The sequence below is a fragment of the Janthinobacterium sp. PLB04 genome, assembly GCF_021165895.1.
In the GTDB taxonomy this organism is placed as follows: Bacteria; Pseudomonadota; Gammaproteobacteria; order Burkholderiales; family Burkholderiaceae_D; genus Janthinobacterium; species Janthinobacterium lividum.
Map to the genome: position 1 here is coordinate 1,771,722 of NZ_CP088968.1, position 12,517 is coordinate 1,784,238.

The window sequence follows — 12,517 nt, forward strand, 5'->3', positions numbered from 1 at the left end:
TTAAATGAGGACGACAATGAAAACCATCCAAGCCTTCAACACCATCCTGTTCGGTCTGTCGACCGCAGTATTTGCCCTGAGCTCCAGCGCCGCCTTCGCCGCCCCGGGCGAGATCGCCGTGATCGTCAAGACGACCAATTCCAACTACTGGCAAAACGTCAAGAAGGGCGCCACGGCCAGCGCCGCCGATGCCAAGGGCTACAGCCTGACCTTCCAGGGGCCGGCCTCGGAATCGGCCATCGCCGACCAGGTCAGCATGGTGGAAAACGCCGTCACGCGCAAAGTGGCCGGCATCGTGCTGGCCGCGTCCGACCCGGACGCGCTGGTGCCGGCCCTGAAGAAGGCGTGGGAAGCGAAGATTCCCGTGGTGCTGATCGATTCGCTGGTGGCCGACAGCGGCAAGCGCTATTACCAGTCCTTCCTCTCGACCGACAATGAAGCGGCCGGCGAGCAAAGCGCCAAGGCCCTCATTTCGCAGGTCGGCAAGACGGGCAAGATCGCCGTGATGTCGTATGTGGCGGGCGCCGGTTCCGAGACGGGCAGGGTGGGCGGCTTCAAGCGCTATATCGAAAAGAACTCGCAGCTGCAGATCGTCGGCACGTATTACTCGCAGTCGCAGATGGCCACGGCGCTGAACCAGACGACCGACGTGCTGGCCTCGAATCCTGACTTGAAGGGCATCTTCGGCGCCAATGAACCGACGGCCGTGGGCATGGGCCGCGCCATCGCGCAGGCGGGCAAGGCCGGCAAGGTGATCGCCGTGGGCTTCGACGGCAATGAAGACCTGAAAAACTTCGTCAAGGACGGCACCCTGTATGCGACCGCCGTGCAGGGTTCCTACTCGATGGGCGCGCTGGGCGTGAAAACCCTCGTCAGCCTGATCGAAGGCAAGAAGGTCGCGCCGTTCGTCAACACGGGCGTGGTGATCGTCACCAAGGCCAATGTCGAACTGCCGGAAGCGAAGAACGTGTTGTACTGATTTTTTACGTCTTCAGGTACTCATATCCTCAGATCGTCAGGCGCTGGCGCAACTCCTGCAGCAGGGTGCCCGTCTTCGGCGTCAACTGGCGCGCCAGCGGCCATGCCAGATACAACGGCAGGCCTGGCGTGGCCAGCTGCGGCAGCACGGCGACGATGGCGCCTGACGCCAGGTGTTCTTCCACCAGCCACGTGGCCAGCTGCGCCACGCCCAGGCCCGCCAGCACGGCGGACGTGCGCGCCTCGGCGTCGCCCACCGTCATGCGCGGCGCGGCCACGCGGTATTCCAGCTGGCCGCCCTTGTCCTCATCCGGGAACAGCCACGGCATGGGCGAGCCGTCGCCACGGCCATAGGCGATGCAGTCGTGCCGCTCCAGTTCCGCGATGGAGGCGGGCGTGCCGCGCCGCGCCAGGTAGGCGGGCGCCGCGCACAGGATCAGGCGTTCCGCCCCCAGCTGCATCTGGCCCACCGCGGCGGGCCAGTGCGATGGCGCGCCGATGCGCACGGCGATATCGATGCGCTCCTCGAACAGGTCGACGAAGCGGTCGCTGAAGGCGATCGATGGCTGCAGCCCGGGATACTGCGCGCAAAGGGCCAGCAGCGCCGGCATGACGCGCAGGCGGCCGTACGAGGCGGGCACGCCGATGCGCACCTTGCCCGCCAGTTCCGTCGCGTGTTCGGCCAGGACCTCTTCCGCATCGGCCAGTTCCTGCAGCACGCGCTTGCAGGTGGCGTAGTAGGCGCGGCCCGCCTCGCTCAATTTCAGGCGGCGCGTGCTGCGCTCGAACAGGATCACGCCCAGCCGCTCCTCCAGCCGCGCCACGCTCTTGCTGACGGCTGAACTGCTCAGGTGCAGGTGCTCGGCCGCCCTCGTAAAGCTGCCAGCATCCGCCGTGGCGAGAAAGGGCGTGATGCCCTTCAAATGTTCCGATGAAAACATGATTGAGGAATTTTATTCACGAATAGAGTGAAAATAGTATCCCGAATAAGAATTCCTGTCCGATATATCATGATTTTCTTTATACAGGCATGGGAGTACGCATGAACAAGCACGCATTGATTATCGGCGCCAGCGGCGTTATCGGCAGCAGCCTGGCCAGCCATCTGCTGGCGCAGGGCTGGCAAGTCACGGGCCTTTCGCGCGGCCGCACGTCCGTGCCCCCCGGCTGCACCGCGCTGCACCTGGACGCCACGGACGGTGCGGCCGTCACCGCCGCCCTGGCGGGCTTTGACGCCAGCCACGTCTTTTTCACGGCCTGGGCACGCCAGGCAAACGAGCAGGAAAACATCCGCGTCAATGGCGCCATGGTGGCCAATGTGCTGGCTGCCCTGGGCCCCACTGGCCACTTGCGCCATGCGGCGCTGGTGACGGGCCTCAAGCATTACCTGGGACCGTTCGATGCCTATGGCAAGGGCAGCGTTCCCGTCACGCCGTTCCGTGAAGAGCAGGGCCGCCAGGACGTTGACAATTTTTACTATGAGCAGGAAGACCGGCTGTTCGACGCGGCCGCGCAGTACGGTTTTACGTGGAGCGTGCACCGCCCGCACACCATCATCGGCTATGCGCTGGGCAATGCCATGAACATGGGATTAACTTTGGCCGTGTATGCCAGCCTGTGCAAGGCCGGCGGCCAGCCTTTCGTCTTTCCCGGTTCAAGCGCCCAATGGCACGGCTTGTCCGACATGACGGACGCAGGCCAGATCGCGCGCCACCTGGCATGGGCGGCCGACAGCCCCGCCGCGCGCAACGAGGACTTCAATATCGTCAATGGCGACGTGTTCCGCTGGAAGTGGCTGTGGCCGCGCCTGGCCGCCTACTTTGGCGTCGAGGCGGCGGACTTGCCCGGGACGATGGCGCCGCTGGCCGGGCGCATGCAGGATGCGCCCGCGCAGTGGCGCGCCATCGCGCAGCAGCACGGCCTGGTGGAAGCCGACATCAGCCGCCTCGCTTCCTGGTGGCATACGGATGCCGACCTGGGACGGCCGATGGAAGTGATGACGGACATGGGCAAGAGCCGCAAGGCGGGTTTTCTCGATTACCAGGATACGCAGGATGCCTTCATCGCCCTGTTCGAGCGCCTGAAGGCGGAGCGCGTCATTCCGCGCTGACCTGCTCCGCTGCGGCCGGTGGCGCGGCTGCCGCTGCCGCCGCATTACTCTTGTGCTGCTGTGCCCGCTGCCACTCAAGCCCCGGGCGGTCGACGCGAAATTGCAGCAGCCGGCCCTGCACCACTTCCGTCACGTACGCCGTGCGGCCATCGGGGCCGCCGAAGGTGATGTTGCTGGGCTTGGCGCCGGGCACGCTGATCTCGCGCAGGATGCGTCCCTGCGGTGATAATTTGACTACCGTGCCCTTGCCGTAGCGCGTCACGTACAGGTTGCCGTCGACATCCACGCGCATGCCATCCATGCCGAAATCGTCGAACTTGATCAGCAGGCGCTTGCCGCTCAGGCTGCCGTCCGCGCCGATGTCATACATCCAGATATTGCGCTGCACGCTTTCATTTACATACAAGATCTTGCCGTCGGGGCTGACTTCGATGCCGTTGGCCGTACCCATGGTGTCGAGCGCCAGGGTCACCGTGCCATCGGCCGCGATGCGCCACACGCGGCCCGTGTTTTCTTTCCAGTTCGGGTCGCTCGCATACAGCACATCATCGGCCGTGATGGCGATGTCGTTCGGCTGCGTCATGCGCGGCTCGCGCGCGTGAATGGTCAGCGCGCGCGTGGCCGGATCGACCAGGTAGATTGTGTGTTCCATGTAGTCGGCCAGGTACATCTGCCCGCGGCTGCCGAAGCGGATGCCGTTGGCGATGCTGGTGCCGGGCAGGCTCAGGTACACCTCGCCCATGCCGCCGGGACTGACCTTGCCGATGGTTTGCTGGCGCGCAAAGTTGACGGCATAGATATTGCCATCCGCATCCACGGCCGGGCCTTCGATGCCCTTGGTGAAGGAATGCGCGGGCGTGAGGGTGGTGGCGAGGAACAGCGTTTCGTGCGCGGGGGGACTGGCACAGGCGGACAGGTTGGCCAGCGCGGCGGCCAGCACGGCCGTGCGCAGCGACGGCAGGGCGTATCGGGAATGGAGCATCGAGTGTTCTCTGTATGGCAAAGGTGGCGTATGTTACCCGACGCGCGCCAGCCGGGGCGCCATTCTAAGCCTCACCTCAGGCCGCTACCACGACGAGGTCGGGGAAGTCAGCCTGCCAGCCGTCCCATTCATCTTGCAGATGGGCATGCATGCCGGCCCGGTCTTGCGCCTGATCAAAGGTGTCCGCGCTGGCCAGCAGGAAGTGGGCGATGGCGCGCAGGGTGGCCGGGTCGGCCTGGATGGTGACGTCGGAACAGCGTTTGGGGCGTTCTGCGGCTTCGTCCTGCAGATAGCAGTGCAGCGATAAATGTGTGGTCATGGGTATCAATTGTTGATGTAGGCGCCCAGCATGGCGTGTGCGTTCAGTGCGGCGCGGGCGGCGTCCAGTTCCTCGTTCGATAAAAACCAGTGGATCCGCCCATGCTTCTCTTCGCTGCGGCCATGGGCTTGCATGCTCTGGCGTAATGCCTGCAGTCTTGGCGGCGGCAGCGCAGCCAGTTTTCCGTGGTTGAAGATATTGACGGGATATACATCGCGCAGGTGCGAAGCTTGCAACCCGCGCCGCTTGATGGCGGCCCAGTTGTTGGCCGGGCAAGGAGTGCCAAAGGTCATCGGATGGGCTGCATCGAGCTGCCGGTAGCCGCGTGCGTAGCCGGTGCCGTAGCCCAGGGTTTCACTATAGCCGTACACATACTCGCAATGATCCAGCAAGCCGGGTATGCTTGCCGCGCCGTCGAACAGCTGTGGCAACGGCAGCTTGCTGGCGCGCATCGCCAGCAGCAGCGAAACTGTCGGCTCATACACGGCGAGCGCGTCGCAGTTCGTGACCTCGTCGGCCTCGTCGGGCGGCAAGATCCGAGGTGAAAACAACTCGATGCTGCTGGTATCGGGCGCCAACAGGGTTTTCTCGTAGTTTCGCTGCGAAAACTTGACGACCTTGCCGCTCTTGCTGCCGTAGCGCTCGACGGGTTCTCCGATGTGCGCGAACCAGGCGAGCAGCTGCGCGCTGGCCGCGGCGGGAATGAAGGGACTATCCTTGGTGAATTCGCCGACGAGGAAATGGTATTGGTCCATAGGGCAATGCGCGGGGAGGGTATCGAAGGACATATTTTTGCACGGGATGCCAAACGCTGCCAATGCGTGCGTGCGGCCCCCGTCAGGCGGCCTGATGCGTATGTATTTGATTTAAATGAAATTCGGGCCGCATTGCGGTTACACTAAGTCTGGCTATACTGCAATAACAGCCGTGGTTCTTGTTCTCGGCGGCGCTGGCAATCCCACGGAGGGCTCATGTCTTATGCGAATCCCACCACCCATAACGGGTTCCTGATTTCGGCCTACGCCTGCGAACTGCCCGAGGGGTGCTGGCAGGGACAGTTGGTGCTGAGCAAGTGCGGCTTTGAAGATGTCCGGCAAGCCAATCTGGAAAATCGCGATACGCAGCACGAAGCGGAGCAATCTGCCCTGGCCATGGGCTGGCAGCTGGCCAATTACGTGCTACCCCTGCGCACTGTTGACGATAAGTAATCTAATGCTTTCATTTAGTAAGGGAAATAGAGTATCGTGTTCGGATAGAAAGCAATACACCGTATGCAGCAATAGAGCTGGCGTGCGCGGCGATGTCTGAGTGAACGCCGCGGAACGAAGAGTTGTCCTTGAGGCCGGCCCCCACAGGCCGTACACCGTCACCATGCACCACACAGCACTCTCGCCGGATCCTGAGGATGCGCCCGCCCAGCAGTTGCCCTCTGAGCACAATCTGCATGCCTTGCATAGCCGTGAGGTCAAGCTGCTGCGCGAGACGATCAATCAATTGTTGATCATGGCCAAGATGCAGGTGCAGGAAAAGGATAAATCCGACGCCTTCGGCCTGCTGATCATGCAGTTGCGCGAAGCCAATCAAAACCTCGTGCTGGCAACGTTTGGCGCGCAGGACATGCAAGCGTCCGCCGAGGCGACCACCTTGCGCCAGACGGAATTCCTGGCCATGCTCGCGCATGAGTTGCGCAATCCCCTCCAGCCGCTGGCGATGGCCAATGACTTGCTGGCCAAGAAGGTCGACCTCGATCCCCAACTGGCGCATGTGCATGGCGTGATCGGCCGCCAGGTGGCGCACATGGCGCGGCTGATCGACGACTTGCTCGATGCTTCGCGCGTCAGCAGCGGGAAGATTACCTTGCAGCTGGCGCCCATCCTGCTGAGCGACATCCTCGCCAGCGCCATGGAAGTTGGCCAGGCCAGCATCAGCCAACGCCAGCAAGTGCTGAGCGTGAGTCTGCCGGACGAACCGCTGGTGATCGAAGGGGACCTGGTACGTCTGACACAGGTGTTTGCCAACTTGCTCATCAATGCCAGCAAATTCACGCATGAGTTTGGCCACATCGACATCGTCGTCAGGCGCCACGATAATCTGGTGGAAATTGCCGTCACCGACGATGGCGCCGGTATCGCCCTCGATATCCAGCCCTTCATTTTTGACCTGTTTACGCAGGGATTCCGCTCGCTGGAACGGGCGCAGGGCGGCCTGGGTATCGGCCTGTCGCTGGTGCGGATCATTACCCAGTTGCATGGGGGAACCGTGGACGTGTTCAGCGCAGGGGTCGGCTTCGGCAGCCAGTTTGTCTTGCAGCTGCCCCTGTCGTCGCTGGCGCCACCGTCGCAGGACTTGCAAGTGGAGCATGCGGCGCATGCATCGCCACGCCGCATATTGTTGATCGAGGATAATACCGATGCGGCGGAACTGCTGGCGCTGCTGCTGACGCAGGATGGCCACCATGTCGATGTGTGCAATGACGGCCCCAGTGGCTTGCGCGCCGCGCTCGATGCGCCCTACGATGTGATCGTATGCGATATCGGCTTGCCGGGCATGGATGGCTTTCAAGTCATCAGTTCTGCACGCGCGGCCCTGCCGCCGCCGCTGCCGTGCTTTGTCGCCGCGTCCGGATACAGCCAGCTTGGCGAGTTCGACCGTGCCGGCCAGGCAGGGTTTGACCATTACCTGGTAAAACCCATCAATATCGACGCCTTGTCGAAAATAATCACGGCAAAGGTTCCCCGCTGACGGGCGAAGGAGTCCCGATGCTTTTTTTTAACATGGTCCATGCACCGAAAACCGCAGAGAAAAGATCCGATTATGGCCACAGTCCATGAACAGCGGCAGCGCAGGATAGAGCACGCGCTGTTACGCGACCCAGGTGCGGTGGTAGACGTCAGTATTCGCCTTTGGGAGCAGCTGGCCACTGAGTTGAATCAGATCATTGGTGAGCGGGGCGTGGAGTCGATGTATGCCCGCAGCCTGCACCAGAGTCAGAAACAGTTCAACTGGCTGACGCCCCATCCGCCGCAAGCGCTGGCAGCTGCCATGAGAGCCTTGCGCGCCAGCTTGCAGGGACAGGCGGACACCGCCGCCTGCGCGGCGAGCACGGCGATGATGATGCACTTCATCAACACACTTATTTTATTAATTGGCGAACTCTTAACGAATAGCATCCTCCTCAAGGCCTGGGGTGATGACGTTGTGAATAATGCTGGAACGGAGCCGAACGAATGAACAAAGTCACCATCCAACGCCTGGCCACTGGCGTGCCGGGGCTGGACGAACTGCTGGGCGGCGGAATACCGGAGTTTTCCTTTAACCTGGTAGCGGGCACGCCCGGCAGCGGCAAGACGACGCTGGCGCACCAGATCATGTTTTCCCTCGCCGCGCCGGAGCGCAAGGCGCTGTTTTTCACGGTCCTGGGCGAACCACCGCTGAAGATGCTGCGCTATCAGCAGCAGTTTCCTTTCTTCGATGTGGACAAGATCAACCAGTCGATCAAGTTCGTCAATCTGTCGGCTGACTTGCTGGAGGGCGATTTCGACCGCGTGCTGGCGCGCATCGCCGAAGAGGTCGAGGCGTTCTCGCCCAGCCTCGTCTTCGTCGACTCCTTCCGCTCCGTGGTGCAGTCGGCAAAGTCCATGGACACGGGCGCTGCCGGCCTGCAGAATTTTGTGCAGCAGCTGGGCGCGCAAATGACCAGCTGGCTGGCCACGACTTTCCTGATCGGCGAATACCTGGCGCCCGAGGCTGAATCCAGCGCCGTGTTCACGGTCGCCGATGGCATCCTGTGGCTGTCGCAGCTCGTGCACCGCGACGCCATGGTGCGCAAGATCCAGGTGGTCAAGATGCGCGGCCAGTCACAAAGCCTGGGCGCGCATACCTTCCGCATCAATGACGATGGCGTGGAAATCTTTTCCCGCGCCGTGCTGAAGGCCAGTGGCATGGGAAAGGTCAGCATTTCCGGTAATGAGCGCCTGTCGCTGGGCGTGCCGGAGCTCGACCAGATGATGGGGGGGGGCTTGCCGGCCGGCTATTCGTTGCTGCTGGTGGGACCGTCAGGTTCCGGCAAGACCGTGCTGGCCACGCAATTTCTCGCGGAAGGCGTGCGCTGCGGCGAGCCCGGCGTGATCGCCGCCTTCGAGAAAAGCCCGAACCAGCTGCTCAGCCATCAGCTGAATGCCCTTGTCGATTCCGGCCAGATCGGCGTGATCAACACGCGTACGCTCGACCTGTCGCTCGATGAAATCCTGCACGACCTGCTGAGCATGATCACGCGCATGAAGGCCAAGCGCGTGGTCATCGACTCGCTGTCCGGCTTTGAAATGGCGCTGGCGTCCATGTTCCGCGAGGATTTCCGCGAATCGCTGTACCGCCTGGTGGCGGCCTTGACGGACATGGGCGTGTCCGTGCTGATGACGGCCGAGCTGGAAGACCAGTACACCATGCTGCGGTTCAGCTCCTATGGCAACGCCTTCCTGGCCGACGCCATCGTCATGCAGCGCTACATCGAGCTCGAAGGCCAGTTCAAGCGCGTCGTATCCGTGGTGAAGGTGCGCGGCAGCGGCCACAGCAAGGATATCCGTTTCTACGATATCGACGCCGGGGGCTTGAAGATCGGCGCTACCCTCAGCCAGTACCAGGGCATCCTGTCGGGCGAGCCTTACCGGGCTTAGGCGATGAGGCGTATGATGGAAGTGCGGCCATGCGGGTGATGGCCGTGCGCACAGGGGAGCAATGCGTCTTCTGTGTTTCCGAGCCGATCAAGAGGAGATATGATGGACAAAGCCGAATTCATCCTGGCCGCGAAAGCCATGGAAACGCTGGAGATGTATCAGACCTTCTATGGCCATTCGCAGGAATACCAGGCGCACCAGCAGGAAGTATTGAAACTGCTGCGCCACAAGGGGGCCTCCCTGCTGGTGTCGGAACATGGTCCCGCCAAGTTTTTATTGGCGTTTGCCGATGCGCTGGAAGCGGCCAGCTTGCCGGGCGAGTATGTGCCGCTCAGCCGCAGATAGGATAGGCCCGTCCCGGCAGAAGGGGCAGCAAGGAAAGCAGCCCTCTGCCGGGATAGCCCCTAGTTGCCGTTCCCCCTGTCGTTCAACGACACTCTGGGCAGGCGCACGGTAAACACCGTGCCGCTTTCCAGGCTGGACTCGGCGCCGATGGTGCCGCCGTGCGCACTGGCGATTTCACGCGCGATAAACAGACCCAGCCCGATACTGGTGGCATTCGGCGCTTTGTGATCATCGGAAATGGCCAGCTGTACCAGCGGATCGAAAATGCTCTTCAGCGAGGCTTCCGGGATCTGGCGGCCGAAATTCTTGACTTGCACCACGGCCGTATCGGCATCGCCGCAGGCCGTGATGGTCACGGGCTGCTCGTCGGTGCGATATTGCGCAGCATTGTTGAGCAAATTCGAAAACAGCTGGGCCAGGCGGGCCGCATCGAAGTCGCCGATCATCTCGCCCGTGGTACTCAGTTCAAACTTGCATTGCGGGTGAGCGGCCGAGGCATCCTCGACGGCCGTCTTGCAGATTTCCCCCAGATCGCCCAAGGTGGGCGACATGGGCATGCGCCCCCCCAGCTGCGTCCTGGCGAATTCCAGCAGATCGTTCACCATGGTTGTCATGGTGGCTGCGCTGCGGGCCACCCGTGCACCGATCTGCAGCGTGGAAGAAGGGCTTGCACTCGGCCGGCTCAGCAGCGCGCCTGCCATCGTCATGGTGCTTAGCGGACTGCGCAGATCGTGGCTGAGGATGGCGAGAAAGGTATTGCGGGTGCGGTCGCTCTGCTGCGAATAGCGTATGGCCGATTCCTGCAGCGCCTTGTCTATCGCTTCATTGAAGCGCAGGATGTCTTCCGTTGCCGTTTTCGACGCCACCGAGACCTGTGCCATCCACAGGCGCAGAACGCTGGCCCGCACCGCGCGAAATTCCGCCGTCAGCTGCGGCATCGTGAAGCCAATCTGCTGGCGCAGGGAACCATGCGTGGCGGCTGCCGTTTCCTTGCCCGTAATTTCCGATACGCCCGTGGTCGATTTCTTCTTTCGCTGTACCGCGTTTTCGATGACATCCATGTCGTGCACGATGGTTTCCAGCATCTGCCTGGCATGATCGCGTAATTCTGCTTTCGAGATGGCGGCGCCAGGAATGGGGAGCGACCTGGCGAAGAGTTCCCACTCTTCCAGGATCGGCTCCAGATGGTCGGTAATAAAGCGCGATAGTTTCACGGTGGACCAATGCGTTGATGGAAGAGGAGCCAGTGTACGCCGTTAAGGCGAGGGATGCGGACGATGCACGTGCGCATGCCTTTGCGAGGGCTGTTGCTGGAACGTGTGTGGGTGCTGGAATGGCGGTATTGTAAATAATGGGAGGCTGAAAGCGCCTTCCTTGACGTCCTGGCGGCGAAGGCATTTCACCCAGCAAGTGTGGTAACTTTTTTATATCTTGCTTGTGATAATGTGTGAGCATGTTGTTGCCGATTTGGTGCACACTTTGCCGGATATCCATTCGGGAGTGTATCCATGATCAGGTCACGCAGCTTGCCGCCACGCTTGTTGGGAGCAGGTTTCCGTGGCTTTTCCCTGCTGCCGCTGGCCATTTCCTTTGTCGTGCTGGTGTGCCTGTCGCTCTTGGCGATCCAGCTATGGATGACCTTGCGCGCACGGGAAGTACAGCTGAGTGAGGCGGCCCGCGAAAGCGCCAATCTGGCGCAATCTGTTGCACAGCATGCCTATGACACCATCAAGGAAGCCGATACGGTGCTGGTCGGACTGGTGGAGCGGGTGGAAACAGACGGTGTTTCCGATAGCGAATTGGCCCGCATGCACAAATTGCTGGTCGTCCGTGTCGCCGAGCTGCGCCAGTTACACGGCATCTTCATCTATGCCAGGGATGGCAGCTGGCTCGTGAATTCGCAGAAAACGCTGTTGAGCAATCTGAATAATTCTGATCGGGATTATTTCAACTACCATCGAACGCATGAGGACCGGGGGCCCTATGTCGGGCCTCCCGTGCGCAGCAAATCAACGGGGCACTGGATAGTCACGGTATCGCGGCGAATCAATATGCCTGACGGAAGTTTCGGCGGCGTTGCGCTGGCGACCATCGACATGAATTATTTCAGGCTGTTTTATGAACGCTTTTCGATAGGGAAAAAAGGCGCCATTTTCATTGCGAATGGAAAAGGCATTCTTTTATTGCGAAGGCCTTTCGATGAAAGCCTGTTGGGACGCGATATTTCGCAATTCCCCGTGTTTCACGATTATTTGCCCAAAAGTCCCGTTGGCACGGCTGTGATCAAGTCGGGCGTCGATGGCGTGACGCGTATCAATAGCTATCGAAGGGTCGAGGAATACCCGCTGGTGGTCTCTGCCGCACGGTCACAGGATGAAGTCCTCGCTTCGTGGCGTCTCGACATGATGTTGCAGAACGCGGTGGGTGGCGTGCTGGTGCTGCTGATTGCCTTCATCGGATACCGCGTGGTGCGGCAAATCGATTTGCGGGTCAAGAGCGAGGCTGGATTGCTCGAGGCGCGCAATGAACTGGAATTGATCAATGAAACCCTGGCCCGCCTTGCCAACCAGGATGGATTGACGGGGCTGGCGAACCGGCGCTACTTCGACCAGTCGCTGCTTGCCGAGTTCAGCCGTGCGCAGCGTGAAGACGGCTCGCTTGCGCTGGTGTTGATCGATGTCGACTTCTTCAAGCAATACAACGATATCTATGGCCATGTGGCCGGCGACGAGTGCCTGAGAAAAATCGGCAAGGTGGTCGGCTACAGCATGCGCAGGCCGGGCGACCTGGCGGCACGCTATGGTGGCGAGGAAATGGTCATTTTATTGCCTGGAACGGATTTGCCGGGCGCCCTGGCGGTGGCGGAAGGCGTTCGCCAGGCAGCGCAATCGCTGGGCGTCGAGCATCGGGGCAATCCCCTTGGGGTGGTGACGGTCAGCGTCGGCGTGGCGGCTTTCATGCCGACGCACCTGGAAAACCAGGCGGTCGAGCTGGTTGAACTCGCTGATACGGCACTGTACAAGGCCAAGGCATCCGGCAGAAATCAAGTCTGTTATGCCTCGCCTTGCGAGCCTGTCGAGCAGGCCGCGACGGCTTTTGCGTTTCGATAG

General features: G+C 61.4%; 13 protein-coding genes. 8 read left to right on the top strand and 5 right to left on the bottom strand.

Features of this window, described 5'->3' with window-relative positions:
- The first annotated feature begins 16 nt into the window (after positions 1–16).
- The gene (locus LSO07_RS07675; RefSeq protein ID WP_070257550.1) at positions 17–979 is read left to right on the top strand and encodes an ABC transporter substrate-binding protein; all 963 of its coding nucleotides are present in this window, start codon (positions 17–19) and stop codon (positions 977–979) included.
- Between the two features lie 28 nt (positions 980–1,007).
- Here LSO07_RS07675 and LSO07_RS07680 read toward each other — a convergent pair whose 3' ends face one another.
- Entirely contained in the window at positions 1,008–1,919 is a 912-nt protein-coding gene (locus tag LSO07_RS07680) for a LysR family transcriptional regulator (protein ID WP_151093138.1), read from the bottom strand.
- Between the two features lie 101 nt (positions 1,920–2,020).
- Between LSO07_RS07680 and LSO07_RS07685 the strand changes: the two genes are divergently transcribed.
- Positions 2,021–3,088, top strand: coding sequence for an SDR family oxidoreductase (locus LSO07_RS07685; RefSeq protein ID WP_151093140.1), 1,068 nt, complete (start codon positions 2,021–2,023; stop codon positions 3,086–3,088).
- Here LSO07_RS07685 and LSO07_RS07690 read toward each other — a convergent pair.
- The 3 genes from LSO07_RS07690 to LSO07_RS07700 all read right to left on the bottom strand — a co-directional run bounded on the left by LSO07_RS07690 (position 3,075) and on the right by LSO07_RS07700 (position 5,144).
- The gene (locus LSO07_RS07690) at positions 3,075–4,070 is read right to left on the bottom strand and encodes an SMP-30/gluconolactonase/LRE family protein (RefSeq protein ID WP_225317207.1); all 996 of its coding nucleotides are present in this window, start codon (positions 4,068–4,070) and stop codon (positions 3,075–3,077) included. The genes LSO07_RS07685 and LSO07_RS07690 overlap by 14 nt on opposite strands.
- Before the next feature lie 76 nt (positions 4,071–4,146).
- Positions 4,147–4,389: an Imm32 family immunity protein gene (locus LSO07_RS07695; RefSeq protein WP_151093143.1), complete on the bottom strand. Its 243-nt coding sequence runs from the start codon at positions 4,387–4,389 to the stop codon at positions 4,147–4,149.
- A gap of 5 nt (positions 4,390–4,394) precedes the next feature.
- Complete coding sequence (locus tag LSO07_RS07700; RefSeq protein WP_151093145.1) at positions 4,395–5,144, bottom strand: hypothetical protein; 750 nt, start codon at positions 5,142–5,144, stop codon at positions 4,395–4,397.
- Positions 5,145–5,360: 216 nt separating this feature from the next.
- Here LSO07_RS07700 and LSO07_RS07705 point away from each other — a divergent pair, with 216 nt between their 5' ends.
- From LSO07_RS07705 to LSO07_RS07725, 5 genes are all read left to right on the top strand, one after another.
- Positions 5,361–5,597, top strand: a complete 237-nt coding sequence (locus LSO07_RS07705; protein WP_096234241.1) for a hypothetical protein — start codon at positions 5,361–5,363, stop codon at positions 5,595–5,597.
- Between the two features lie 163 nt (positions 5,598–5,760).
- Entirely contained in the window at positions 5,761–7,131 is a 1,371-nt protein-coding gene (locus LSO07_RS07710; protein ID WP_225317208.1) for a hybrid sensor histidine kinase/response regulator, read from the top strand.
- A 72-nt stretch (positions 7,132–7,203) separates the two neighbouring features.
- Entirely contained in the window at positions 7,204–7,620 is a 417-nt protein-coding gene (locus LSO07_RS07715; protein ID WP_151093147.1) for a hypothetical protein, read from the top strand.
- Positions 7,617–9,062, top strand: coding sequence for an ATPase domain-containing protein (locus LSO07_RS07720; protein WP_151093149.1), 1,446 nt, complete (start codon positions 7,617–7,619; stop codon positions 9,060–9,062). The genes LSO07_RS07715 and LSO07_RS07720 overlap by 4 nt, the downstream gene beginning before the upstream one ends.
- A gap of 99 nt (positions 9,063–9,161) precedes the next feature.
- Positions 9,162–9,407, top strand: coding sequence for a hypothetical protein (locus LSO07_RS07725; RefSeq protein ID WP_143450411.1), 246 nt, complete (start codon positions 9,162–9,164; stop codon positions 9,405–9,407).
- 59 nt (positions 9,408–9,466) lie between these two features.
- Here LSO07_RS07725 and LSO07_RS07730 read toward each other — a convergent pair whose 3' ends face one another.
- Entirely contained in the window at positions 9,467–10,621 is a 1,155-nt protein-coding gene (locus LSO07_RS07730; protein ID WP_151093151.1) for a sensor histidine kinase, read from the bottom strand.
- A gap of 294 nt (positions 10,622–10,915) precedes the next feature.
- Between LSO07_RS07730 and LSO07_RS07735 the strand changes: the two genes are divergently transcribed.
- On the top strand, positions 10,916–12,517 hold the full coding sequence (locus tag LSO07_RS07735) for a sensor domain-containing diguanylate cyclase (protein ID WP_151093153.1): 1,602 nt from the start codon (positions 10,916–10,918) through the stop codon (positions 12,515–12,517).

Excerpts from the sequence above, each read along its gene's own strand:
- LSO07_RS07675 (WP_070257550.1), top strand. The coding sequence starts at position 17 with ATGAAAACCATCCAAGCCTTCAACACCATCCTGTTCGGTCTGTCGACC.
- LSO07_RS07680 (WP_151093138.1), bottom strand. The coding sequence starts at position 1,919 with ATGTTTTCATCGGAACATTTGAAGGGCATCACGCCCTTTCTCGCCACG.
- LSO07_RS07685 (WP_151093140.1), top strand. The coding sequence starts at position 2,021 with ATGAACAAGCACGCATTGATTATCGGCGCCAGCGGCGTTATCGGCAGC.
- LSO07_RS07690 (WP_225317207.1), bottom strand. The coding sequence starts at position 4,070 with ATGCTCCATTCCCGATACGCCCTGCCGTCGCTGCGCACGGCCGTGCTG.
- LSO07_RS07695 (WP_151093143.1), bottom strand. The coding sequence starts at position 4,389 with ATGACCACACATTTATCGCTGCACTGCTATCTGCAGGACGAAGCCGCA.
- LSO07_RS07700 (WP_151093145.1), bottom strand. The coding sequence starts at position 5,144 with ATGGACCAATACCATTTCCTCGTCGGCGAATTCACCAAGGATAGTCCC.
- LSO07_RS07705 (WP_096234241.1), top strand. The coding sequence starts at position 5,361 with ATGTCTTATGCGAATCCCACCACCCATAACGGGTTCCTGATTTCGGCC.
- LSO07_RS07710 (WP_225317208.1), top strand. The coding sequence starts at position 5,761 with ATGCACCACACAGCACTCTCGCCGGATCCTGAGGATGCGCCCGCCCAG.
- LSO07_RS07715 (WP_151093147.1), top strand. The coding sequence starts at position 7,204 with ATGGCCACAGTCCATGAACAGCGGCAGCGCAGGATAGAGCACGCGCTG.
- LSO07_RS07720 (WP_151093149.1), top strand. The coding sequence starts at position 7,617 with ATGAACAAAGTCACCATCCAACGCCTGGCCACTGGCGTGCCGGGGCTG.
- LSO07_RS07725 (WP_143450411.1), top strand. The coding sequence starts at position 9,162 with ATGATGGACAAAGCCGAATTCATCCTGGCCGCGAAAGCCATGGAAACG.
- LSO07_RS07735 (WP_151093153.1), top strand. The coding sequence starts at position 10,916 with ATGATCAGGTCACGCAGCTTGCCGCCACGCTTGTTGGGAGCAGGTTTC.